We start from the raw sequence: 24,477 nt of genomic DNA, 5'->3' as shown, positions 1-24,477 counted from the left end.
CGCATAGCGGCGCGCGACGGGCCGCGCGCCTCGCGAGGATCGCGCCCCGCGCCCCTCAGGCGTCGCGCAACGACTGCAGCGCGGGCCGCGCCAGCACGTGCCGCAGGCTGATCCAGCCGCCCACGCCCGCGCATGCCACGCCCGCCGCAATACCCGCGGGCACGAGCCACGGGTCGAACGGCAGATAGAACTGGAACACGCGCGTGGCGAGCACGTTGCCCACCACCTGCGCGCCGATGGCCGCCATGAGTCCGGAGAGCGCGCCGACGGCAACGAACTCCGCTACCTGCACCGCGCGCACCTGCCCATGCGACGCCCCGAGCGCCCGCAGCAGCGCGGACTCGCGCATGCGCTCGTCGCGCGTGCCCGCGAGCGCCGCGTAGAGCACGAGCACGCCCGCCGCGAGCGTGAACAGGAAGAGGAACTGCACCGCGCCGATGACCTGCTCCAGCATGCGCTGGATCTGCGCGAGAATCGGCGCGATATCGATGGCCGTGACGTTCGGATATTGCGCGACGAGACCGTCCACGACGCTGCGCTGCGCATCGGGCAAATGGAAACTCGTGATGTAGGTGGCCGGGAAGTCGCGCAGCAAGGGCGGCGGCATCAGCACGAAGAAGTTGACCTTGAACGAGCCCCAGTCGAGCTTGCGCACGCTCGTCACGGGCGCGCTCACTTCGAGGCCGGTCACGTCGAACTTGAGCACGTCGCCGGTCTTCACGCCGATCAGCTTCGCGAGCCCCTCTTCGATCGACAGTTGCGGCGCGCTGGAGTCGCCGTACCACGTGCCGGCGGCGATGCGATTGTCGTCGGGCAGTTGCGTCGTGTACGAGAGGTTGAACTCGCGGTCCACGAGGCGCCGCGCGTCCTCGCTCGGGTAATGCACGGGGTCCACCGGCTTGTCGTTGATCGCAATGAGGCGGCCGCGCACCATCGGCTCGAGCGCGACGTCCGCGAACCCGTGCGTGCGCAACCATCCCGCCACGGCGTCGCGCTGGTCGGGCTGGATGTCGATGAGGAATTCGTTGGGCGCGTCGGGCGGGGTCGATTTGCGCCAGCCGTCGATGAGGTCGTTGCGCGTCATCGCGATCAGCAGGAGGCACATGAGGCCGATGGAGAGCGCCGTGATCTGCAACGCGCTCGCGCCCGGGCGCCGCTCCAGCGACGCCAGCGCGTAGCGCCAGCCCACGCCCGCGCGCACCCCGCCGCCCAGCCGCTCGCTGCGCGCGAGGCGCGCCGCGCCCCAGAGCGCGAGTCGCGCCACACAGGCGAACACGAGCATGCCGATCGCAAAGCCGCCGGCCACGATGCCGCCGAGCTTCAACTCGCCCGCCGCAATCACGAGAAGTCCGGCGAAGAGCACGATGCCCACGCCATAGGCGGCCCAGGCGGTGCGCCCCGCTTCGCCCCATTCGCGGCGCAGCACGCGCACCGGCGGCACGCGCGTGAGCGGCAGGAGCGGCGGCAGCGCGAAACCGAGCAACAGCACGAGGCCGGCCGCGAGACCTTCGAGCGCGGCAAGCGGCCCCGGATACGGCAACTGCACCGAGATCAGGCTGCCGAGCCAGGCGAGCAGCGCGAAATGCCCCGCATAGCCGAGCGCCACGCCCACCGCGCCGCCCACAAGCCCCAGTCCGAGGAATTCGAGCACGAAGAGCGTGCGCAGCGTGCGCTGGCTCGCGCCGACGCAGCGCATGGTGGCGCAGCTATCGAGATGCCGCCGCGTGTAGCGATGCGCGGCCATGGCGATCGCCACCGCGGCGAGCAGCGCCGTGAGGAGCGAAACGAGCGTGAGGAAATGGCGCGCGCGGTCGAGCGTCTGCCGTACCTGCGGCTGGCCGTCGTGCAGCGATTCGAGACCGACGCCGCGCATCTGGCCGCCGTCCACGCGTGCATGCGCCCACTTCGCGAATTGCGCGACAGCGGGGTCGGCACCCGCGACGAGCAGCCGGTACGTCACGCGGCTGCCGTAGGTGACGAGCCCCGTGGACGCGAGCTCGTCGTCGCGCATCATGAGGCGCGGCGAGAAGTTCACGAACGAGAAGCCGCGGTCGAGCTCGCGCGTAATGACGGCGCCCACCGTGAAGCTGCGGTTGCCCACCTTCACGGCGCTGCCCACGTGCAGCTTGAGCGCGTCGAGCAACTCGTCGTCCACCCAGACCGTGCCGGGGGGCGGGATGCCCTGCGCCTCGCGATCGGGCGCGCCTGCGGCCGGCGCGATACGCAGCGCGCCGCGCAACGGATAGTCCGCCGACACCGCCTTGATGGCCGCCAGCCGCGAGAGCGGCTGGCCGTTGGCGGCATCGGCCGTCACCATGCTCGGAAAGATTGCCGTATTCGCGGTGCGCAGCGCGAGCGACTGCGCCTCGCGCAGGAACATCGGATCGACGGGGTGATCGGCGCGGACGATGAAATCGGCGGCGATCATGCGTCGGGCGTCGCGCTCGAGCCCCCGGTCGAGCCGGTCGGCGAGAAAACCCACGCTCGAAAGCGCCGCGACGGCGAGCACCAGCGCGAGCAGCAGCATCGTCAATTCGCCGGCGCGCCAGTCGCGCGCCGTCATGCGAACGGCAAGGCGCACGACGTCGAAAAAACCGGGAGAACGATGCACCGCCCCGGCGCCCGGCTGCGGGCGCGGCACACCGGGGCCGCCCTCGCTACGCGCGGGCTCTTGCGGGGACGAAGCGTGCGTAGAACGGGGAGGAACGCTCAATCGTGACGGCTCCGCAGCGAAAAGCGCGAGACCATGTGCGCGGCCATGCCGCGAAAACCGCCCTGCACGCCGCGCCACAAGCGCGGAAGCGCCCAGGCGGCAAGCACCAGAAAGGCCACGAGCATCAGCAGGAACAGCAGCGGCAAGAAGAACGCGAGCAGCAGGCCGACGAAGGTCAGGCCGTCTTCGGCGCTCGACGTGACGACGTTCGAGACAGGTTCGGGCGAGAGGTTGATCAGCGCGCGCGTGCCGGCCTTCGCGAGGTGCGCGGTGCCGGCGAGCGTGCCGCCCACCAGCGCCGCGACGGTCAGCACGGCCGGATCGGCGTGGCCCATCGCCCCGGCTGCGAGCACGGCGCCGGCCGGAATGCGGATGAAGGTGTGGAGCGCGTCCCAGAGCGAATCGAACGCGGGGACTTTGTCGGCGAGGAATTCGAGCACGGTGAGCGCCGCGGCGACGCCGATCACCCACGGCGAGGCCAGCACGGCCAGCGTGTCGGGCAGATGGATCAGGCCGAGGCGCTGCATCACGCCGGCCATGAACACCGTGAGGTAGAGGCGCAGGCCGCTGCCCCACGACAGGCCCGCTGCTAGCGAAAATGGTTCCAGCATGGCTGTCTCCTCGCGCGGTGCGGCCGGGCGCCGTGGCACCGCCAGGCGAGGACCGCGCATCGAGGGACCGGGGCCCTCCCGGTACCCTGCGGCGCCGACGCTCGCCGCGCCGGCGGCGCGGAGTGTGATCGGGTTATGACTGTTCCATTATAGCTACGCCTTTCGCAGCGCCGCAGTGCGCATTGCTGCGGATGCAACAGCAAAATGCGGCATCGGGCTCGAAAACGGGAAGGCGGAGCGCCCGATCAGGCCGCCGAGGTCAGCTTGAGGCCCACGAGCCCGAGCACGATGAGCGCCGCGCTCGCCACGCGGGCGACGGAAAGCGTCTCGCCCATGGCGACAATGCCGAAGATGAACGCGCCTACCGCGCCGATACCGGTCCACACGGCGTAAGCCGTGCCGAGCGGCAGTTGCCGCATGGCCATCGCCAGCAGACCGAAGCTGCCGAGCGCGGTGACGAGAGTGAAGACCGACGGCCACAGCCGCGTGAATCCGTCGGACATCTTGAGGCCGGCGGCCCACGCCACTTCGAGCAGACCGGCAATGAGGAGAAGAAACCAGGACATGAGACGCTCCCTGAAAATGGGGTCGTCCCCGGACTAAAAAACTGCAAGGCCGTCCTTACAGTTTTGTAATTATATCGCCGGATGCCTTTTCCTGCTCACTGCACGCCCACCAGCCGGTAGCCCACGCCCGTCTCGGTCACGATGTGCTCGGGCTGCGCGGGGTCGCGTTCGAGCTTCTGGCGCAGGTGCGCCATGTAGATCCGCAGGTAGTGGCTGCTCTCCACGTGCGACGGCCCCCACACCTCGCGCAGCAATTGCCGGTGCGTGAGCACGCGGCCCGCGTCGCGCACGAGCGTGGCGAGCAGCCGGTACTCGATGGGGGTCAGATGAACCGGCGCGCCCGCGCGCGTGACCTGGCGCAGCCCCAGATCGACCGTCACCTCGCCGAAACTCACCTGCGGCTCTTCGTTCGCGCCGCCGCGGTTGCGCCGGCGCAAGTGGGCACGGATGCGCGCGAGCAGTTCGGATACGCCGAACGGCTTGGTCAGGTAGTCGTCGGCGCCGGCGTCGAGCGCGGCCACCTTCTCGCTTTCCTGGGTGCGCGCCGAAAGCACGATCACCGGCAGATCGCTCCAGCCGCGCAGTTCGCGGATCACGTCGAGCCCGTCGGTGTCGGGCAGGCCGAGATCGACGATCACGAGATCGGGCTTGCGCGTGGCCGCCTCGACGAGGCCCTGCTTGCCCGTTTCGGCGTCGTGCACGACGATCCCTTCGCCTTCCAGCGACGCCCGCACGAAGCGGCGAATCTGCTTTTCGTCTTCGATCAGGACAACGGCAACGTTCGGATCACTCATGGGAAGGCTTCGAATCGGCAGGTTTCAGGTGGGGGGCGGCGGCGCCGTCGGCCACGGCGCCTTCGTCGACGAGCCGGGCGGCGGCGGCAAGACCGGCCACATCGGGGACGACATGGGGAACGTCTTCGGCGGCTTCGTCTTCGGCGGCGTCGGCGGGCAGCGGCGGCGGCGCCTCCACCGGCAGCGCGAACCAGAACGACGCGCCCAGCACGCGCCCCTCGTTATCGACGCGATTGCCCGCGCCGATTGTACCGCCGTGCGCCTCGACGATCGCGCGGCAGATGGCGAGCCCGAGGCCGATGCCGGGCTTGGCCGATTCCTTCTCGCCGCGCGTGAACTTCTCGAACACGCGCTCGCCCATGCCGGGCGGCAGGCCTGGCCCGCTGTCGTCGATCGTCACGCGCACGAACGGGTTGCCGCCCATCTCCACGCGCCGCGCGCCGATGACGAGCGGCGTATCGGAAGGCGTGTATTTCGCGGCGTTCTCCAGCAGGTTCGAGAAGAGCCGCTCCATCAGCACCGCGTCCAGATGCAGCAGCGGCAGTCCCGCTTCGAGCGCGACGCGCACCGGGTGCCGCGCGAGCACGCGCCGGCAGGCGGCCAGCGCCGCGCCCACGGTTTCTTCGAGCAGCGTCCACTGGCGGTTCAGCTTGAGGCTGCCGGCCTGCAGCCGCGCCATGTCGAGCAGGTTCGTGACGATGCCGGTCATGCGCAGCGCCTCGTCGTGGATCGATTCGATCAGTTCACCTGAACGCGGATCCTCGGGCGCGCCCGTCGCCTCCCACGTCTGCGCGAGCATCGACGAGAAGCCGACGATGGCCGTGAGCGGCGTGCGCAGGTCGTGCGAGATCGCCGAGAGCAGCGAGTTGCGCAGGCGCTCCGACTCCATGTTGACGAGCGCATCGCGCGCGATTTCCACGTAGTGCACGCGCTCCAGCGCGAGCGCGATCTGCGCCGCGAAGGCGTCGAACATGCGCTGCTGCTCGGGCACCTGCAGCTCGTGCGCATCGCGCGTGACCACTGCGAGCACGCCGCGCGTGCGCATGGGCGCCTTGAGCGGCAGATAGCGCGCGGTGGCCGCGGGCAGCGTGTCGGTGCCCTGCCCCGCGGGCTTTTGCTGGTCGTACACCCACTGGGCCACGTCGATGTCGAGGCTTGCGGCGTCGAGCATGATCTGCGGGTCGGGCTCCTCGACCTTCTGCTGGATCTTGTCGACGCTGTCCGGCAGCAGGATGGCCACGTGCGCGCCGAACACCTCGCTCACGTGGCGGCTGCCGATCGCGACGATCTGCTCGGTGGTGAGCGCCGCGGCGAGCTCGCGCGCCATCGCATACATCGCGCCCGTGCGCTGCTCGCGCCGCTGCGCGACGCTCGCCTCGCGGCGCAGGCTCGACGTGAGATGGCTGATGACGAGCGAGGTGAGCAGCATGCCCACGAAGGTCAGCAGATACTGCGTATCGCTCACCGAAAACGACATGCGCGGCGGCACGAAGAAAAAGTCGTAGGCGGCCACGCTCGCGAACGAGAGCAGGACGCCCGGGCCGCGCCCGAGTTTCGTCGCCGTGAAGATCACGCCGAGCAGGTACAGCATCACGAGGTTGGCGAGATCGATGCGGTCGATCAGCTGGCTCGCGATCAGCGTAATGCAGGCGCAGATCACGAGCGCGGCGGCATACGCGCGCGGCGGCGAGCGCTGGCCGCCGCCGGCGGCGAGCGCGTCGCGCCACGCATTCGCTGCGCGCGCGGCGGCGCCTGCGCCGGTGGGTTCGTGCGAAGCGGCGGGGTCGCCGGCCATGGCGCGCACGAGCGTGAGATCGACGTCGCCGGCCTGTTCCGCGAGACGCTCGCCGAACGGCCGGGGCCACCAGCGCGCGAAGCCCGTGCGCAGCGAGCCGCCCGCGACGAGCTTCGAGACGTTGCGCAGCCGCGCGTAGCCGACGAGCGTGGCGGCCGCGTCCTCGCCCGCGAGCGTGGCGGTCTCCGCGCCCATCTCCGAGGCGAGCTTGAGCGCGCCGAGCGTGCGCTCGCGGGTCGCATCGGGCAGGCGCTGGAGCTTCGGCGTTTCGACATAGACCGCGATCCAGTCGGCCTTCAGACTCGCCGCGAGGCGCGCCGCGGCGCGCACGAGCGCGTTCGCCTCGGGGCCGGGCCCCACGCACACCAGCAGCCGCTCGCGCGCCTGCCAGACGTGCTGGATCGAGCGGTCGGCGCGGTACTCGCGCATCTGCGCATCCACGCGGTCGGCCGTGCGGCGCAGCGCCAGTTCGCGCAGCGCGATCAGGTTGCCCTTGCGGAAGAAGTTGCGCACCGCGCGCTCCGCCTGCGCCGGCATGTACACCTTGCCGTCGCGCATGCGGTCGAGCAGTTCCTCGGCGGGCAGATCGACGAGCGTGACTTCGTCGGCGCGGTCGAACACGCGGTCGGGCACGGTCTCCCAGACGCGGATGCCCGTAATCTGGCCCACCACGTCGTTCAGGCTTTCGAGGTGCTGGACGTTGACGGTCGTATAGACGTCGATGCCGGCATCGAGCAGTTCGTACACGTCCTGCCAGCGCTTCATGTGGCGCGCGCCGGCCACGTTCGAATGCGCGAGCTCGTCGACGAGCACGAGCTGCGGCTTTCGCGCGAGCGCGGCGTCGAGATCGAACTCTTCGAGCGTGCGGCCGCGATAGGCGATCTGCGCGCGCGGCAGCACTTCGAGCCCCGCCGTGAGCGCGGCGGTCTCGCTGCGGCCGTGGGTTTCGACGATGCCCACCACCACGTCGGCGCCCTCCTCCGCGTGCCGGCGCGCGGCCTGCAGCATCGCGTAGGTCTTGCCGACGCCCGCCGATGCGCCGAAGAAAATCTTCAGCTTGCCGCGGCGGGCTTTTTCCTCGTCGCGCTGGAGGCGGTCTAGCAGTTCGTCGGGATCGGGACGGTTCATGCGGATCGGATTTCAGGTTGGGCGCTGCGTGGCTCGCGCGCCGGGACAACACGATGAGTCATGCTGATCGTCTCACCGCGGCACCGAAATGGCAAACCGCACGCCGCGCTGGCCGCGGCGTGCGGTTGGGGGTGCCGCAGCCAACGCCGCGGCCCGTTCAGCGGCCGCAGCAGTGACCTTCTGGCATCGATCAGCCGACCTGCTTGCCGTCGAGGGCAAGGTTCAGTTCGAGCACGTTCACGCGCGGCTCGCCGAGCACGCCGAACTGGCGGCCCTTCGTGTAGCGGTCTACGAGCGCCTGCACGTCGGAGGGGCTCAGGTGGCGCGCCTTCGCGACGCGCTCGACCTGGTAGGCCGCGGCGGCGGGCGAGATCTCCGGGTCGAGGCCGCTGCCCGAGGACGTCACGAGATCGACCGGGATCGGCTGCGAGACGTCGGTGCCCGCGGCCTTGAGCGCGGCGATCCGGCCTTTGGCCTCGTCGGCGAGCGCCGGGTTGGTCGGGCCGAGGTTCGAGCCGCCCGAGCTCGTCGCGTTGTACGGATTCGGCGAGGTGGCCGAGAGACGGCCCCAGAAGTACTGGGGCGCGTCGAACTGCTGGCCGATCAGCTCGGAGCCCACCACCTTGCCGTCGACTTCGACGAGACTGCCGTTGGCCTGGCGATGGAACACCGCCTGGCCGAACGCGGTCATCACGGCCGGATAGGCGAGACCCGTGAGCGCCGCGAGCACGGCGAAGATCACGATGAGAGGACGAAACAGCGATTTCATGTTCTTTCCCGAATGTGCGTGAGTGCAGTGAGACCCGGCATCAGGCCCAGCCGAGGGCGGCAATGACCATGTCGATCAGCTTGATGCACGGGAACGGCAGGATGATGCCGCCGAGGCCGTACACCAGCAGGTTGCGACGCAGCAGCGAGGCTGCGCCGAGCGGCCGGTACTTCACGCCCTTGAGCGCCAGCGGAATCAGCATCACGATGATGAGCGCGTTGAAGATCACCGCCGAGAGAATCGCCGACGAAGGCGAGCTCAGGTGCATGACGTCGAGCACGCGCAGTTGCGGATACGTGGTCGCGAACGCCGCCGGAATGATCGCGAAGTACTTCGCGACGTCGTTGGCGATCGAGAACGTGGTGAGCGAGCCGCGCGTCATGAGCATCTGCTTGCCGATCTCGACGATCTCGATGAGCTTGGTCGGGTTCGAATCCAGATCGACCATGTTGCCCGCTTCCTTCGCGGCCTGCGTGCCGGTGTTCATCGCCACCGCAACGTCGGCCTGCGCGAGCGCCGGGGCGTCGTTGGTGCCGTCGCCCGTCATCGCCACGAGCTTGCCCTGCGCCTGGTGTTCGCGGATGGTCGCGAGCTTGGTTTCCGGCGTGGCCTGGGCGAGGAAGTCGTCCACGCCCGCTTCGGCGGCGATCGCGGCGGCGGTCAGGCGGTTGTCGCCCGTCACCATCACGGTCTTGATGCCCATCTTGCGCAGTTCGGCAAAGCGCTCCTTGATGCCGCCCTTCACCACGTCCTTCAGTTCGATCACGCCGAGCACCTGCGCCGAACCGTCCTGGGTGCGCTGCGCCACCACGAGCGGCGTGCTGCCGCGGCGCGCCACGTCGTCCACCGCCGTTTCCACCTCGGCCGGGAAGCGGCCGCCGTACGATTCGACGTAGTTCTTCACGGCATCGGCCGCGCCCTTGCGAATCTCGCGGTCGGCGAGGTCCACGCCGCTCATGCGCGTCTGCGCGCTGAAGGCGAGGAACACCGGGTGCAGCGCGGCCATGTCGCGCTGGCGAATGTTGAAGCGCTGCTTGGCGAGCACGACGATGCTGCGGCCTTCCGGCGTTTCGTCCGAAAGCGAGGCCAGCTGCGCGGCATCCGCGAGCGCTTCTTCCTGAACGCCCGGCGCCGGGACAAACGCCGAAGCCTGGCGATTGCCGAGCGTGATCGTGCCGGTCTTGTCGAGCAGCAGCACGTCCACGTCGCCGGCGGCCTCCACGGCGCGGCCCGAGGTCGCGATCACGTTGGCCTGCATCATGCGGCTCATGCCCGCCACGCCGATGGCCGAAAGCAGCCCGCCAATCGTCGTCGGAATCAGGCACACGAGCAGCGCGACGAGCGCCGTGATCGTGACCACGTGGCCCATCTTCGCGGCCTCGACCGAGAACATCGAGAACGGCAGCAGCGTGGCGGTGGCGAGCAGCAGCACGATGGTGAGCGCGACCAGCAGGATCGTGAGCGCGATCTCGTTGGGCGTCTTCTGGCGCTTCGCGCCTTCCACCATCGCGATCATGCGGTCGAGGAAGGCTTCGCCCGGATTCGCCGTGACGCGCACGACGATCCAGTCGGAAAGCACGCGCGTGCCGCCCGTCACCGAGGAAAAGTCGCCGCCCGACTCGCGGATCACCGGCGCGGATTCCCCCGTGATCGCCGATTCGTCCACCGAGGCGACGCCTTCGATCACTTCGCCGTCGGCCGGAATCGTGTCGCCGGTCTCGACCAGCACCACGTCGCCGCGGCGCAGGTCCGAAGCGGTCATGATGCGGATCGGCGCCTTCGGATGCGGCTCGTTGAGCTTCTTCGCCATCACGTCGCGCTTGGCCTGGCGCAGCGACGCGGCCTGCGCCTTCGAGCGGCCTTCGGCCAGCGCTTCGGCGAAGTTCGCGAAGAGCACCGTGAACCACAACCACAGGGCGATGGCGAGGATGAAGCCCGAAGGCGCCTCGGCCTGGCCCATGAGCGCGGCGACCCAGAGGATCGTCGTGAGCACGCTGCCCACGTAGACGCAGAACATCACGGGGTTGCGCAACTGGGTGCGCGGCTTGAGCTTGCGGAACGAGTCCACGATGGCCGGACGCACGAGCGCCGGATCGAACATGGACCGTGTTGCACTATGCTGATTCATTTTTAAGTAGTCCTGTTCAGTGCACGCCCATCATGATCAGATGCTCGACGCCGGGGCCGAGGGCGAGCGCGGGCACGTAGGTCAGCGCGCCGACGAGCAGCACCGTGCCGAGCAGCAGCACGACGAAGAGCGGGCCGTGCGTGGGCAGCGTGCCGCCCGTCTCGGCGAGGCGCTTCTTGCCGGCGAGCGAGCCGGCAATGGCGAGCACCGGAACGATGGTGCCGAAGCGGCCGAACCACATGGCGATACCCGTCATCCAGTTATAGAAGGGCGTGCTCACCGTCAGGCCGGCGAAGGCGCTGCCGTTGTTGTTCGCGGCCGAGCTGAACGCATACAGAATTTCCGAGAAGCCGTGCGCGCCGGGGTTGGCGATACCGGCCTTGCCCGCGTCGGTGAGCACCGCGATCGAGGTGCCCACGAGCACGAGGAACGGCGTGAGCAGCACCACGATCGACACCATCTTCATCTCGAACGATTCGATCTTCTTGCCCACGTACTCGGGCGTGCGGCCGATCATGAGACCCGCCACGAACACCGCGAGCAACGCGAACACGAGCATGCCGTAAAGGCCCGAACCCACGCCCCCGAACACCACTTCGCCCAGTTGGATGAGCAGCATCGGGACGAGGCCGCCGACCGGCGTGAGCGAGTCGTGTGCCGCGTTCACCGCGCCGCAGGAGGCGGCCGTGGTCGCGACCACGAAGATGCCGGTCTGCGCAATGCCGAAGCGCGTTTCCTTGCCTTCCATGTTGCCGCCCGCCATCACCGCGCTCGCGTGTTGATCGACGTTGAGCGAGGTGAAGAGCGGATTGCCCGTCTGCTCCGCGCTGAGCTCGAAGCCCACCGCGACGGCGAACGCAATCGTCATGACCGCGAGCACCGCGATCCCCTGGCGCCGGTCGGCGATGATGTTGCCGAACACGAGACACAGCGACGCGGGAATGATCAGGATGGCGATCATTTCCACGAAGTTCGAGAACGGCGTGGGGTTCTCGTACGGGTGCGCCGAGTTCGCGTTGAAGAAGCCGCCGCCGTTGGTGCCGAGCATCTTGATCGCGACCTGCGAAGCCACGGGGCCCATGGCGAGCGTCTGCGTCGTCACCTTGGTGTCGACCGTCACGGCGTTGCCCTGGGCGTCCTTCACCGGGTTGCCCTGGGCATCGAGCTTAGGCGCCGCATAGGTCGTGGTCTGCAGAACCGGCACGTCCTGATAGGACTTGAAGTTCTGGATCATGCCCTGGCTCATGAGCAGCGCGGCGATGATGGCCGACATCGGCACGAGGATGTAGAGCGTCGTGCGCGTGAGATCGACCCAGAAGTTGCCGATGGTCTTCGTCGAGTGACGTGCGAAGCCGCGGATCAGCGCGATCACGACCACGATGCCGGTCGCCGCCGAAAGGAAGTTCTGCACGGTGAGGCCGAGCATCTGCGTGAGGTAGCTCACGGTCTGCTCGGGCGTGTAGTCCTGCCAGTTCGTGTTGGTGACGAAGGACACCGCCGTGTTGAACGCGCCGTCCACCGTCATCGCGCTGAACTGCTGCGGGTTGCCCGGCAGCCAGCCCTGGATGCGCAGCAGCAGGTAGAGGAACCCGACGCCCAGCACGTTGAACGAGATGGTGGCGAATGCGTAATGCTTCCAGTCCATCTCGGCGTCGCGATCGACCCCCGCCATGCGGTACAGGAGGTTCTCGAGCGGCGCGAAAAGACGCACGACGCGCGAACGCCCGTCGAGTACGCGCGTGATATAGCCGGCCACCGGCACGGCCAGCGCGAGCAGGACGACGACGAAAAGGCCGGTCTGCAGCAGATTATTGCCGTTCATTCGATATCCTCCGCGCGCAGCAGCGCATGGACCAGATAGACGAACAGCAGGAGCGTCGCCGCTCCCGACAACCAAAGAATCCAGGTCATGAACGAGCTCCTGTAGCGCCGCGATCCCCGCGCCGGTACTGCATGAGCTTCTCGCAGCCGGCGATTAACGCATATGTGAGCCCCGCGAATACCGCTAGCCCCCCGATATACAGCACATCCATTGTCGTGTTCTCCATTCACGGATGACGGATGGCGCAACAGTAAGGGTTTCCCCGTCAAGAACGGATTAAAGGTGGTGGGAGCGGTATAAAAAAAGCGTAAACACGCAGAGGGCGCCGGCGGTCAAAAGCCGGGACAGGCGAGAGAACCAGGGGAAGGGAAAACGGCGCAGGCGGGGCCGCCTGCGCGCGGGGAGGTTAGCGAACGCCCGGCAGCGCCGCACATGCCGCAATCGGGGAATCAGGGAATCAGAATGGTCGAGCCCGTGGTGCGGCGCGCTTCGAGGTCCGCATGAGCCTGCGCCACGTCGGCGAGCGCGTAGCGCTGGTTGATCGATGTCTTCACCTTGCCCGAGGCCACGACTTCGAAGAGCTCGGCGGCCATCGCCTCGTAGTCGCTGCGTTTGGCGATATAGGTAAAGAGCGTGGGGCGCGTAAAGAAAAGCGACCCGCGTCCGGCGAACTCGGACGAGTCGATGGGCGGCAGCGGCCCCGAGGCATTGCCGAAGCTCACGAAGAGCCCGAGCGGCGCGAGGCAGTCGAGCGACTTCTGAAACGTGTCCTTGCCGATCGAGTCGTACACCACGGGCACGCCCGCGCCGTGCGTGATCTCGCGCACGCGGGCCGTGAAGTCTTCGCGCGTGTAGACGATGGGATGGTCGCAGCCGTGCGCCTTCGCGACGGCGGCCTTTTCGTCGGAGCCCACGGTGCCGATCACCGTCGCGCCGAGCGCCTTGGCCCACTGGCACACCAGCAGCCCGACCCCGCCCGCGGCGGCCTGGATGAGAATGGTGTCGCCGGCCTTCACGCGGTAGGTGCGGCGCAGCAGGTATTGGGCGGTCAGGCCCTGCAGCATGATCGAGGCGGCGGCCTCGTCGCTGATCGCGTCGGGCAGGCGGATCACCTGGTCCGCGCGCAGCACGCGCTCCTCGGCGTAGGCGCCCGGCGGCCGCGCCACGTAGGCCACGCGGTCGCCCACTTCGAGCCCGCTCACGCCCGGGCCCACCGCGCTCACCTCGCCCGCCGCCTCCATGCCGAGTCCCGCGGGCAGCGGCTGCGGATAGAGGCCGGTACGAAAATACACGTCGATGTAGTTCAGCCCGCATGCCGTCTGCTTCAGGCGAATCTGGCCCTCGCCGGGCTCGCCCACTTCGACGTCCACCCACTTCATGACCTCCGGGCCGCCGGTCTTCTCGATACGGATAGCCTTGCTCATCGTGTCTCCTGTCGATTAGTTGCTTCGGTGTTCGGTGGCGCGGCCGCCCTTGCGTAACCGGTGGCCGGCAGCCCGCGGCCGGTGGCGGAGTGCGCCCGGCGGCGCCCGCTCAGATCGCGTCGGTGAGGCGCAGCCTCAGCACGTCGAGTATCATGCGCGCCGTCGAAATATTGGTCGCGCACGGCACGTTGTGCACGTCGCAGGCCCGCACGAGCGCGTTGATGTCGGGTTCGTGCGGCTGCGGCGTCATCGGGTCGCGCAGGAAGATGACCATGTCCACGCGGCCTTCGGCCAGTTGCGCCCCGATCTGCAGGTCGCCGCCATGCGGGCCGGAGAGCATGCGTTCGACGTTCAGGCCGTGCGCCGCCTCGATGCGCGAGCCGGTCGTGCCCGTGGCGATGATCTCGCAGCGGCGCAGGGCGTCGGCGTACTCGCCGGCCAGTTTGACGATGTCGTCCTTCTTGTGGTCGTGTGCGATCAGCGCGACGCGGGTTGACATGACTTCGATGCTCCTTCGTTTCGGTAAGTAGTGACGGTCGGTGCGCCCGGGCGCCGAAGCGGCGGGCACAGGCCCGAATGTACCCGGCTAGAACGTGCCCGGATAGGCGCCGCCGTCGATCAGCCAGTTCTGCCCGGTGATATACCCCGCGTGCACGCTGCACAGGAACGCGCAGGCGCGCCCGAATTCCTCGGGCGTACCGAAGCGGCGCGCCGGGATCGTCGCGATGCGGCGCTCGCGCACCTCATCGACCGGCCGGTGGGTCGCCTTCGCCTGGGCGACGATCGTGGCCTCGATGCGGTCGGTGTCGAACGCGCCCGGCAGCAGGTTGTTGATCGTGACGCCCGTGGCGGCCACCTGGCGCGCGACGCCGGCGACGAACCCCGTCAGCCCCGAACGCGCGCCGTTCGAGAGGCCCAGCACGTCGATGGGCGCCTTCACGGAAGAACTCGTGATGTTGACGATGCGCCCGAAGCCGCGCGCGATCATGCCGTCGATCGTCGCCTGGATCAGCGCGATGGGCGTGAGCATGTTGGCTTCGAGCGCCGCGCTCCATGCCTCGTGCGTGAAAGTGCGGAAGTCGCCCGGCGGCGGCCCGCCCGCGTTGGTCACGAGAATGTCCGGCTGGCCGCTCGCGGCGAGCGCGGCAGCGCGGCCTTCGGCCGTGGTGATGTCGCACGCCACGGTTTTCACCGCCACGCCCGTGCTCGTGCGGATCCGCGCGGCGGTTTCTTCCAGCGTCTGTTCGGTGCGCGCGACGATCGTGATGTTCGCGCCCTCGGCCGCCAGCGCCTCGGCGCAGCCGCGGCCCAAGCCCTTGCTTGCCGCGCAGACGAGCGCGTGGCGCCCTGCGATGCCCATGTCCATGTGTAGAGGTCCTGTTCCGGCTTGCATGACAGTTGCATGAAGGACGCGCCCATGGGGCCGCCCCGCCCTTCCGGATTCTAGAAGAATCGCGCGCGGCGCGCCCGCACCGGCCCGGGAAAGGCCGGTCCGGCCCACTCCGCCCGGCGCCGAACGCGCTCCCGGGCCGGCCCGAAACCGCTGCGCGAGCACGGCGGAACCACCCCGGAGCATGCCGGAACCGGGGGAGTTCCCGTATACTTGCGGCTGTAGCGCGGCGCCCACGCCCTCGCGCCGGCCCAGCCGATTCCCCGATTTTTCTTGCAGCCTCGTGCGCCCCGCCATGAAACAGGACAGCCGCTTTCCGAACCTCTTCATCCTCGACCACCCGCTGATCCAGCACAAGCTCACCCACATGCGCGACAAGGACACGTCCACCCGGACGTTCCGCGAGCTGCTGCGCGAGATCACGCTGCTGATGGGCTACGAAATCACGCGCGAGCTGCCGGTCACCACGCGCCGCGTGCAAACCCCGCTCGTGGAGGTGGACGCCCCCGTGATCGCGGGCAAGAAGCTCGCCATCGTGCCGGTGCTGCGCGCGGGCGTGGGCATGTCGGACGGCCTGCTCGAGCTGATCCCGTCGGCCCGTGTCGGCCATATCGGCGTGTATCGCGCCGACGACCACCGCCCCGTGGAATACCTCGTGCGCCTGCCCGATCTCGAAGACCGCAACTTCATCCTGTGCGACCCGATGGTCGCCACGGGCTACTCGGCCGCGCATGCCATCGACGTCCTCAAACGCCGCGGCGTGACGGGCGAGCGCATCTCGTTCCTCGCGCTCGTGGCCGCGCCCGAAGGCGTGGAGGTGTTCCAGAAGGCCCACCCGGACGTGAAGCTCTACGTCGCCTCGCTCGATTCGCACCTCGACGGGCACGCCTACATCGTGCCCGGCCTCGGCGACGCGGGCGACCGCCTGTTCGGCACGAAGAACTGACGCCGCAGGGCGGCCGGGCAGCGTGCCCGCCGCCCTGCAATCCGGCCTTTCCCGCACTCCGGGGCGGGGCCGGACGCCCCCGGCGTGATAAAATTCAGATCCACCTGACCCGGGCGAGCGCCGCGTTGCGCGCACGCATGGGCACGGGATGCACGAAGCCGTGCGCGGCCAGCATGCCCTGCGGCCCGGCGCCGGACGCGAGCGCGCGGCCGGACCGCGCCGCGCGGGTGGACAGAACCGGCGAACAAGACACTCATGGGCACCCCGGCCACGCGCCGCACCCGGCGCTCGAGCGCCAGGCATGCGCCGCGCGCCGCCGGCCGTGCCCGCGAACACGCATCGACAACTGCACATTGCACCATGCACGCATCGGCGTGCGACGGAGATAGGTATGGCGGGTCATTCGAAATGGGCCAACATCAAGCACAAGAAAGCCGCGGCTGACGCCAGGCGCGGCAAGGTCTGGACGCGGCTCATCAAGGAAATCCAGGTGGCGGCGCGCATGGGCGGAGGCGACGCCGACTCGAACCCGCGCCTGCGTCTGGCCGTGGACAAGGCCTACGACGCCAACATGCCCAAGGACAACATCAACCGCGCGATCCAGCGCGGCGTGGGCGGCGTCGACGGCGCGAGCTACGAGGAAATCCGCTACGAAGGCTACGGCATCGGCGGCGCGGCCGTCATCGTCGATACGATGACGGACAATCGCACCCGCACCGTCGCGGAAGTGCGCCACGCGTTCTCGAAGTTCGGCGGCAACATGGGCACCGACGGCTCGGTGGCGTTCATGTTCGATCACGTCGGCCAGTTCGTGTTCGCGCCGGGCACCGCCGAGGACCAGCTGATGGACGCCGCGCTCGAAGCCGGCGCCGACGACGTCGTGACCAACGACGACGGCAGCATCGAGGTGGTCTGCCCGCCGTTCGAGTTTCCGAAGGTGAAGGCCGCGCTCGAAGCCGCGGGCTTCAAGGCGGAAATGGCCGAAGTCACCATGAAGCCGCAGACGGAAGTCGAATTCGCGGGCGACGACGCCGTGAAGATGCAGAAGCTGCTCGACGCGCTCGAGAACCTGGACGACGTCCAGGAGGTGTACACCAACGCGTCGATCGCCGGGGAGTAAAGGCGCTCGCCAGCCCTGCCGGGGCTACCCGCCGGGGGCTGCCGGGGCCGCGCAGGCACCCACGCTTTCCACGGCCGGCGCATTGCGCGCCGGCCGCAACTGTTTCTGGTTCTGGTCTTTCGGGGATTCACATGAAGTTACTCGTCGTCGGTTCTGGCGGCCGCGAACATGCGCTGGCGTGGAAACTCGCCCAGGCGCCGCGCGTACAGCTCGTCTACGTCGCACCGGGCAACGGCGGCACCGCGCAGGACGAGCGGCTCGCCAATGTCGATATCACGGACATCGGCGCGCTCGCCGATTTCGCCGAGCGCGAGCAGGTCGCCTTCACCGTGGTCGGGCCGGAAACGCCGCTCGCGGCCGGCATCGTCAACGTGTTCCGCGCGCGCGGCCTGAAGATCTTCGGCCCGACGAAGGAAGCCGCGCAGCTCGAAAGCTCGAAGGACTTCGCCAAGGCGTTCATGAAGCGCCACCACATCCCCACGGCCGCCTACGAGACCTTCTCGGACGCCACGGCGGCGCACGCCTACGTCGAGAAGAACGGCGCGCCCATCGTGATCAAGGCCGACGGCCTCGCCGCGGGCAAGGGCGTGGTGGTGGCGATGTCGCTGGAAGAAGCCCATCAGGCCATCGACATGATGCTCGCCGACAACAAGCTCGGCGACGCCGGCGCGCGTGTCGTGATCGAGGAATTCCTCGCGGGCGAAGAAGCGAGCTTCATCGTCATGGTGGACGGCAAGCACGTGCTGGCGCTCGCTTCGAGCCAGGACCACAAGCGCCTGCAGGACGGCGACCAGGGCCCGAACACGGGCGGCATGGGCGCGTACTCGCCCGCGCCCGTCGTCACGCCGCAACTGCATGCGCGCGTGATGCGCGAGATCATCCTGCCGACCGTGGCGGGCATGGAGAAGGAAGGCATCCGCTTCACGGGCTTCCTCTACGCCGGCCTCATGATCGACGCGCAGGGCAACCCGAAGACGCTCGAATTCAACTGCCGCATGGGCGACCCGGAAACGCAGCCGATCATGGCGCGCCTGAAGGGCGACTTCTCGAAAGTCGTGGAGCACGCGATCGCGGGCACGCTCAACCAGGTCGAGCTCGAATGGGACCGCCGCACGGCGCTGGGCGTCGTGCTCGCCGCCCACAACTATCCGGATACGCCGCGCAACGGCGACCGCATCAGCGAGATCCCGGCTGAAACCGCCGATTCGGTCACGTTCCACGCGGGCACGCAGTTCGCGGACGGCAAGCTCGTCACCTCGGGTGGCCGCGTGCTGTGCGTGGTCGGCCTCGCGGATTCGGTGCGCAGCGCGCAGTCGGTCGCCTACGAGACCGTCAACCGCATCTCGTTCGACGGCATGCAGTATCGCCACGACATCGGCTACCGCGCAGCGGGCCGCAAGCAGTAAAACGCCGCGCGGCCGGTGCGTGCCGAGCCGCAAGGCGACGGCATGGCCCGGGCCGCCGTTTTTTGCGCCAGCCAGAGGGGTGCGCGGCATCACCCCGCCAGCCCGCGCAGGCGCGGCGGGCACGCCACACCCGGCGAGCGCAACACGCATCCGGCCCGACGCCAGGCCGATCGGCGCTACACTGCCGCTGTCGGCCGCCCCACGCGCGAAGCGTGCGCGCGCGGCAGGACACGGCTCCGAGAACGAACCCGCGACGCCGCCGGCACAAACCCGGCACGCCGCCCGCCTTTTCACCCATGACCGATTCGACCCGCCCCGGCGCTCAGGACGAGCGCGCAAGCTCCACCGGTGCAGACAGCACGGCCAGCGCAGTGACCCATGACGTCGCCGACAGCGCGGCCGTCCGCGCCTGGCTGGAAGGTTTGCAGACGCGCATTGCCGACGCGCTTGGCGCCTTCGACGGCACGCCGCTCGCCACTGACCGCTGGCAGCGCGCGCCCGGCGAGAAGCTGCGCGGCGGCGGCTGCACGCGCATCCTGGAAGGCGGCCAGTTCTTCGAGCGCGCGGGCATCGGCTTTTCCGACGTGGCGGGCGACGCCCTGCCGCCCTCGGCTACGGCCGCGCGCCCGGAACTGAACGGACGCGGCTTCGAGGCGATGGGCGTCTCGCTCGTGCTGCACCCGCGCAATCCGTACTGCCCGACCGTGCACATGAACGTGCGCATGCTGCTCGCCACGAAGGCCGACGAAACGCCGGTGTTCTGGTTCGGCGGCGGCATGGACCTCACGCCCTGCTACGGCTTCGAAGAAGACGCGCAGCACTTCCACCGCGTCTGCCGCGACGCGGTTTCGCCCTGGGGCGAGGGCCTCTACCCGCGCTTCAAGCGCTGGTGCGACGAGTACTTCTTCCTGAAGCACCGCAACGAAGCGCGCGGCGTGGGCGGGATCTTCTTCGACGACTACGCCGAGGGCGGCTTCGACGCGGCATTCGCGCTCATGCAAAGCGTGGGCGACAGCTTCCTCGCGGCCTACCTGCCGATCGTCGAAAAGCGCCGCGCCCTGCCCTTCGGCGAAGCCGAGCGCGATTTCCAGGCCTACCGTCGCGGCCGCTATGTCGAATTCAACCTGGTGTGGGACCGCGGCACGCACTTCGGCCTGCAAAGCGGCGGGCGCACCGAGTCGATCCTGATGTCGATGCCGCCCACGGCGAACTGGCGCTACGACTGGCAGCCGCAAGTGGGTTCGCCCGAAGCGCGCCTCTACACCGACTTCCTGCCGGTGCGCGACTGGATCTGACACCGTGACGCCCATACTGTGAAGCCCGCTCCCCAGTCCCAACCGCTCGCGCGCCGCGTGGGCCTCTTCGGCGGCACGTTCGATCCGGTTCACGAAGGCCATCTCGCGCTCGCACGGCGCTTTGCCGGCCTGCTCGATCTGACCGAGCTCGTCCTGCTGCCGGCCGGCCAGCCGTGGCAGAAGCCCGAAGTGAGCGCCGCCCGGCACCGCCTCGCGATGACGCGCGCGGCGGCCGGCTCGCTCGTGCTGCCCGGCGTAACGGTCTCGGTCGATACCGACGAGATCGAGCACGACGGCCCGACCTACACGGTCGAAACGCTGCGGCGCTTTCGCGCGCGCGCCGGCAACGGCCCCGCCGAATGCTCGCTCACGCTGCTGATGGGCGCCGATCAGTTGCTGCACCTCGACACCTGGCAGGCCTGGCGCGAACTGTTCGAACTCGCGCATCTGGGCGTGGCGAGCCGCCCCGGCTTCGACTTCGCGGCGCTGCCGCCGGCCGTGGCCGCCGAAGTCGCCGCGCGCCGCGCCGAGCCCGACGCGCTTGCCGCAACGCCGCACGGCCGCGTGGTGATCGACGAACAACTGGCCTACGACGTTTCGGCCACCGAAATCCGCAGCCGGATCCGCGCCTGCCGCGCCGCGCGCGAAACCCAAGCCTGCGCGCCCGAAGGCGCCGCGCCGCACACCGCGGCGCCGGTTCCCGCGGCCGTGTGGGACTATATTCTTCAACATCATCTGTACCACGGGTAAATATGGACATCCGCAAACTGCAACGCGTCATCATCGACGGCCTCGAAGACGTCAAGGCACAGGACATCAAGGTATTCAACACCAGCCACCTGACCGAACTCTTCGACCGCGTGATCGTCGCGAGCGGCACCTCGAACCGCCAGACCAAGGCGCTCGCCTCCAGCGTGCGCGAGAAAGTGAAGGAAGCCGGCGGCGACATCATCAGCACGGAAGGCGAGGACATCGGCGAATGGGTGCTCGTGGATTGCGGCGACGCGGTCGTGCACATCCTCCAGCCCGCGCTGCGCCAGTACTACAACCTCGAGGAAATCTGGGGCGACAAGCCGGTGCGCATCAAGCTCGCCGCCACCACCGGATTCGCGGGCGCACGCCCGAGCGAGCCGATGGACGAGGAAGACGAAATCGAGGACGAGGCCCCGGTCGCGGCGAAAAAGGCGCCGGTGAAGAAAGCCGCGAAACCGGCTGTGAAACCGGTTGCGAAGCCAGCCGCCGGGAAGCCCGCCAGGAAGCCCGCTGCGAAGTCCGGCGCGAAGCCGGCCGCGAAGAAGGTTGCGGCAAAGAAGCCCGCAACCCGATCTGCAGGCGCACCGGCGCGCAAGACCGCTGCACGCCGCAGCGCGGGCAAGTGAGCGGCGCCGCGCGGCATTCATTCCGATGAAACTGCATATCGTCGCCGTCGGCCACAAGATGCCGGACTGGATCGCCGAAGGCTTCGAGGAGTACACGAAGCGCATGCCGCCCGAGCTGCGCATCGAACTGCGCGAAGTGAAGCCCGAGCAGCGCTCGTCGGGCCGCTCCGCGGAAAGTGTGATGGCCGCCGAGCGCACCCGCATCGAGGCGGCGCTGCCCAAGGGCGCGCGCATCGTCGTGCTCGACGAACGCGGCCGCGACTGGACCACCATGCAGCTTGCCGAGGCGCTGCCAGGCTGGCAGCAGGACGGGCGCGACGTGGCGTTCCTGATCGGCGGTGCGGACGGGCTCGATCCGCAGCTCAAGTCGCGCGCCGATCTGCTGTTGCGCCTGTCGAGCCTCACGCTGCCCCACGCGATGGTGCGGGTGCTGCTGGCCGAGCAGCTTTACCGCGCCTGGACCATTACGCAGAATCACCCCTATCATCGCGTGTAAATTGACGCACTGCGGGTACGCTGCGGCATCAGCATGACGAACCCAGCGCGCAGGGCCGTCGCCGCAGCGGCGCCGTCCTGACGCATTGCGCGCGGCGGCCGGCGCGCGATGGCGAGATGGCGCGGTGCGGCACGCGCCGCAGCCCGTCGCGTCCCCCCCATTTCCGCCACGCCCGAGACATTCCGATGACCACCACCGCGACCTGGCCGTACGTTTATCTCGCCTCGCAAAGCCCCCGCCGCCAGGAGCTGCTCACGCAGCTCGGCGTGCGCTTCGAGCTCCTGCTGCCGCGCCCCGATGAGGACGCCGAAGCACTCGAAGCCGTGCTGCCCGGCGAAAGCGCCGCCGACTACGTGACGCGCGTGTGCGCCGCCAAGGCCGACGCGGCGCGCGCACGCCTCGTGGCCGGCTCCCATGCACACGCCCCCATACTCACGGCCGACACCACCGTGACGATCGACGGCCACATCCTCGGCAAGCCGCACGACGCCGCCGAAGCATTCGCGATGCTCGAACGCCTCGCGGGCCGCGACCACGAAGTGCTCACCGCCGTCGCGGTGGTCAATGCCGAAGGCATCTGCCTGCCCGTCGCGCTCTCGCGCTCGCACGTGCGCTTCGCCAACGCCGAGGCGGCCGCGATCGCGCGCTACGTCGCAAGCGGCGAGCCCTTCGGCAAGGCCGGCGCCTATGGCATCCAGGGCCGCGCGGCCGAGTTCGTCGAGCGGATCGACGGGTCCTATTCGGGTATCATGGGTTTGCCATTATTCGAAACAGCCGCGCTGCTGCGCACAGCGCGCATCGACTTCTAGAACTACACCATGAACGAAGAAATCCTGATCAACGTCACGCCCCAGGAGACGCGCGTCGCGCTGGTCCAGCAAGGCGCAGTGCAGGAGCTTCATGTCGAGCGCACGCTGTCGCGCGGGCGGGTCGGCAATGTCTATCTCGGCAAGGTCGTACGCGTGCTGCCGGGCATGCAGTCCGCCTTCATCGACATCGGCCTCGAACGCGCGGCGTTCCTCCATGTGGCCGACATCTGGCATCCGCGCATTGCGGGTGAAGCGCACCAGAGCGCGCATCATCAGCCCATCGAAAAGACCGTGTTCGAAGGACAGACGCTCATGGTGCAGGTCGTGAAAGACCCGATCGGCACGAAGGGCGCGCGGCTCTCCACCCAGGTGAGCATCGCGGGACGCACGCTCGTCTATCTGCCGCAGGAACCGCACATCGGCATCTCGCAGAAGATCGAGAGCGAGGCCGAGCGCGAAGCGGTGCGCGCGCGCCTCACGGCCGTGCTGCCGGCGGACGAGAAAGGCGGCTATATCGTGCGCACCATCGCCGAAGACGCCACGAGCGAAGAACTCGCCGCCGACGTGGCCTATCTGCGCAAGACCTGGGCGACCATCGTCGCATCGGGGCAGCGCCTGCCGGCCACGAGCCTGCTCTACGAAGACCTCAACCTCGCGCAGCGCGTATTGCGTGACTTCGTGAACGAAGAAACCACGCGCGTGCAGGTGGATTCGCGCGAGACCTTCCAGAGGCTCTCGGAATTCGCGAAAGAGTTCACGCCCGCCGTCACGCCGCGCCTGCACCACTACACCGGCGAGCGCCCGCTCTTCGACCTCTACAACATCGAAGCCGAGATCCAGCGCGCGCTGTCACGGCGCGTCGATCTGAAGTCGGGCGGCTATCTCGTGATCGACCAGACCGAGGCGATGACGACAATCGACGTGAACACGGGCGGCTACGTGGGCGCGCGCAATTTCGACGACACGATCTTCAAGACCAATCTCGAAGCGGCGCACACCATCGCGCGCCAGTTGCGCCTTCGCAACCTGGGCGGCGTGATCATCATCGACTTCATCGACATGGAAAACCTCGAGCACCGCGACCAGGTGCTGGGCGAGTTGAAGAAGGCGCTCGCGCGCGATCGCACGCGCGTGACGGTGAACGGGTTCTCGCAACTGGGGCTCGTGGAGATGACACGCAAGCGCACGCGCGAATCGCTCGCGCATGTGCTGTGCGAGCCGTGCCCGACCTGTCTTGGCAAGGGCCAGGTGAAAACCGCGCGCACGGTCTGCTACGACGTGCTGCGCGAAATCCTGCGCGAGTCGCGCCAGTTCAATCCGCGCGAGTTCCGCGTGGTGGCGTCGCAGCAGGTGATCGACCTGTTTCTCGAAGAGGAGTCGCAACACCTGGCCATGCTGATCGACTTCATCGGCAAGCCGGTGTCGTTGCAGGTGGAGTCGAATCTGAGCCAGGAGCAGTACGATATCGTGCTGATGTGAGCATCGCGCCGGCGGCACGGGTCCATGCGCCGGCGCGGTTCTAGCGGTATTCGTCGATCTCCACCGTGCCGCCCATCGCTTCCATCATGGCGCGAAGGTCGTCGGGTACATCGGGCACACGGTCGCCGCTTTCGTTGACCCAATAGCAGAAAAACCGCACCTTCGCCCCGGCGCTTTCGATGTGCGCCTTCAAGTCGGATCGCGGCAGTGCCAGCCGTTGAACCAGATAGCGCAGATGCGGTTCCAGCGTGTCGCTGCGCACCGCCTTCTCGCTGTCGATGCCCCATACGCCCGTTCGCCGCGCGAGCGGGCGGCCCTGCCCCGTCCAGTCCTTGAGCGGCGCCCCCTTGGTCCCCGCTACGTCCGGCGGTACGCCGAAATACTGTGTCCACCACTCGGGCGCGACA

23 protein-coding genes are annotated in these 24,477 nt (G+C 68.7%); 9 read left to right on the top strand and 14 right to left on the bottom strand.

Going from position 1 to position 24,477, the window contains the following annotated elements; all coding sequences use genetic code 11:
• Positions 1–55 precede the first annotated feature (55 nt).
• From BFE01S_RS15020 to BFE01S_RS14960, 13 genes are all read right to left on the bottom strand, one after another.
• A complete protein-coding gene (locus BFE01S_RS15020) occupies positions 56–2,563 on the bottom strand; it encodes an ABC transporter permease (protein ID WP_028226232.1) in 2,508 nt (835 codons plus the stop codon).
• A 146-nt stretch (positions 2,564–2,709) separates the two neighbouring features.
• On the bottom strand, positions 2,710–3,324 hold the full coding sequence (locus tag BFE01S_RS15015) for a DUF4126 domain-containing protein (protein ID WP_028226231.1): 615 nt from the start codon (positions 3,322–3,324) through the stop codon (positions 2,710–2,712).
• A 245-nt stretch (positions 3,325–3,569) separates the two neighbouring features.
• Positions 3,570–3,890, bottom strand: a complete 321-nt coding sequence (gene sugE, locus BFE01S_RS15010) for a quaternary ammonium compound efflux SMR transporter SugE (RefSeq protein ID WP_028226230.1) — start codon at positions 3,888–3,890, stop codon at positions 3,570–3,572.
• 95 nt (positions 3,891–3,985) lie between these two features.
• Entirely contained in the window at positions 3,986–4,684 is a 699-nt protein-coding gene (gene kdpE, locus BFE01S_RS15005) for a two-component system response regulator KdpE (protein WP_028226229.1), read from the bottom strand.
• The gene (locus BFE01S_RS15000) at positions 4,677–7,607 is read right to left on the bottom strand and encodes a DUF4118 domain-containing protein (RefSeq protein ID WP_028226228.1); all 2,931 of its coding nucleotides are present in this window, start codon (positions 7,605–7,607) and stop codon (positions 4,677–4,679) included. The genes kdpE and BFE01S_RS15000 overlap by 8 nt, the downstream gene beginning before the upstream one ends.
• Before the next feature lie 190 nt (positions 7,608–7,797).
• On the bottom strand, positions 7,798–8,376 hold the full coding sequence (kdpC, locus tag BFE01S_RS14995; protein ID WP_028226227.1) for a potassium-transporting ATPase subunit KdpC: 579 nt from the start codon (positions 8,374–8,376) through the stop codon (positions 7,798–7,800).
• 40 nt (positions 8,377–8,416) lie between these two features.
• Entirely contained in the window at positions 8,417–10,504 is a 2,088-nt protein-coding gene (gene kdpB / locus BFE01S_RS14990) for a potassium-transporting ATPase subunit KdpB (RefSeq protein ID WP_028226226.1), read from the bottom strand.
• 16 nt (positions 10,505–10,520) lie between these two features.
• Complete coding sequence (gene kdpA / locus BFE01S_RS14985) at positions 10,521–12,326, bottom strand: potassium-transporting ATPase subunit KdpA (protein ID WP_028226225.1); 1,806 nt, start codon at positions 12,324–12,326, stop codon at positions 10,521–10,523.
• Positions 12,323–12,415, bottom strand: a complete 93-nt coding sequence (gene kdpF / locus BFE01S_RS14980; protein ID WP_027795505.1) for a K(+)-transporting ATPase subunit F — start codon at positions 12,413–12,415, stop codon at positions 12,323–12,325. The genes kdpA and kdpF overlap by 4 nt, the downstream gene beginning before the upstream one ends.
• A complete protein-coding gene (locus tag BFE01S_RS45810) occupies positions 12,412–12,537 on the bottom strand; it encodes a hypothetical protein (RefSeq protein ID WP_062871681.1) in 126 nt (41 codons plus the stop codon). The genes kdpF and BFE01S_RS45810 overlap by 4 nt, the downstream gene beginning before the upstream one ends.
• A 238-nt stretch (positions 12,538–12,775) precedes the next feature.
• On the bottom strand, positions 12,776–13,750 hold the full coding sequence (locus BFE01S_RS14970; RefSeq protein ID WP_028226224.1) for a quinone oxidoreductase family protein: 975 nt from the start codon (positions 13,748–13,750) through the stop codon (positions 12,776–12,778).
• A gap of 109 nt (positions 13,751–13,859) precedes the next feature.
• Entirely contained in the window at positions 13,860–14,249 is a 390-nt protein-coding gene (locus BFE01S_RS14965; RefSeq protein WP_028226223.1) for a methylglyoxal synthase, read from the bottom strand.
• Between the two features lie 87 nt (positions 14,250–14,336).
• On the bottom strand, positions 14,337–15,116 hold the full coding sequence (locus tag BFE01S_RS14960) for an SDR family oxidoreductase (protein ID WP_028226222.1): 780 nt from the start codon (positions 15,114–15,116) through the stop codon (positions 14,337–14,339).
• Between the two features lie 319 nt (positions 15,117–15,435).
• Here BFE01S_RS14960 and upp point away from each other — a divergent pair, with 319 nt between their 5' ends.
• On the top strand, positions 15,436–16,086 hold the full coding sequence (gene upp, locus BFE01S_RS14955) for a uracil phosphoribosyltransferase (RefSeq protein ID WP_028226221.1): 651 nt from the start codon (positions 15,436–15,438) through the stop codon (positions 16,084–16,086).
• A 94-nt stretch (positions 16,087–16,180) separates the two neighbouring features.
• On the opposite strand, the gene BFE01S_RS44290 is transcribed toward upp, so the two are convergent.
• A complete protein-coding gene (locus BFE01S_RS44290; RefSeq protein ID WP_156967016.1) occupies positions 16,181–16,339 on the bottom strand; it encodes a hypothetical protein in 159 nt (52 codons plus the stop codon).
• Between the two features lie 138 nt (positions 16,340–16,477).
• Here BFE01S_RS44290 and BFE01S_RS14945 point away from each other — a divergent pair, with 138 nt between their 5' ends.
• The 8 genes from BFE01S_RS14945 to rng all read left to right on the top strand — a co-directional run bounded on the left by BFE01S_RS14945 (position 16,478) and on the right by rng (position 24,070).
• Complete coding sequence (locus tag BFE01S_RS14945) at positions 16,478–17,206, top strand: YebC/PmpR family DNA-binding transcriptional regulator (protein ID WP_028226220.1); 729 nt, start codon at positions 16,478–16,480, stop codon at positions 17,204–17,206.
• A 131-nt stretch (positions 17,207–17,337) separates the two neighbouring features.
• A complete protein-coding gene (gene purD, locus BFE01S_RS14940) occupies positions 17,338–18,612 on the top strand; it encodes a phosphoribosylamine--glycine ligase (RefSeq protein ID WP_028226219.1) in 1,275 nt (424 codons plus the stop codon).
• A gap of 296 nt (positions 18,613–18,908) precedes the next feature.
• Positions 18,909–19,907, top strand: a complete 999-nt coding sequence (gene hemF, locus BFE01S_RS14935) for an oxygen-dependent coproporphyrinogen oxidase (RefSeq protein ID WP_084169861.1) — start codon at positions 18,909–18,911, stop codon at positions 19,905–19,907.
• 18 nt (positions 19,908–19,925) lie between these two features.
• Positions 19,926–20,657, top strand: coding sequence for a nicotinate-nucleotide adenylyltransferase (locus BFE01S_RS14930; protein WP_028226217.1), 732 nt, complete (start codon positions 19,926–19,928; stop codon positions 20,655–20,657).
• 2 nt (positions 20,658–20,659) lie between these two features.
• Positions 20,660–21,286, top strand: a complete 627-nt coding sequence (gene rsfS / locus BFE01S_RS14925; protein ID WP_028226216.1) for a ribosome silencing factor — start codon at positions 20,660–20,662, stop codon at positions 21,284–21,286.
• A gap of 25 nt (positions 21,287–21,311) precedes the next feature.
• A complete protein-coding gene (gene rlmH / locus BFE01S_RS14920) occupies positions 21,312–21,782 on the top strand; it encodes a 23S rRNA (pseudouridine(1915)-N(3))-methyltransferase RlmH (RefSeq protein WP_028226215.1) in 471 nt (156 codons plus the stop codon).
• 185 nt (positions 21,783–21,967) lie between these two features.
• A complete protein-coding gene (locus BFE01S_RS14915; protein ID WP_042337672.1) occupies positions 21,968–22,591 on the top strand; it encodes a Maf family protein in 624 nt (207 codons plus the stop codon).
• A 9-nt stretch (positions 22,592–22,600) separates the two neighbouring features.
• Positions 22,601–24,070: a ribonuclease G gene (rng, locus tag BFE01S_RS14910; protein ID WP_028226213.1), complete on the top strand. Its 1,470-nt coding sequence runs from the start codon at positions 22,601–22,603 to the stop codon at positions 24,068–24,070.
• Positions 24,071–24,477 lie beyond the last annotated feature (407 nt).

The organism is Paraburkholderia ferrariae NBRC 106233 (assembly GCF_000685035.1).
Classification (GTDB): domain Bacteria; phylum Pseudomonadota; class Gammaproteobacteria; order Burkholderiales; family Burkholderiaceae; genus Paraburkholderia; species Paraburkholderia ferrariae.
Note: the sequence above shows the minus strand (reverse complement) of the source record. Positions and strands in the feature narration are given on the sequence as shown.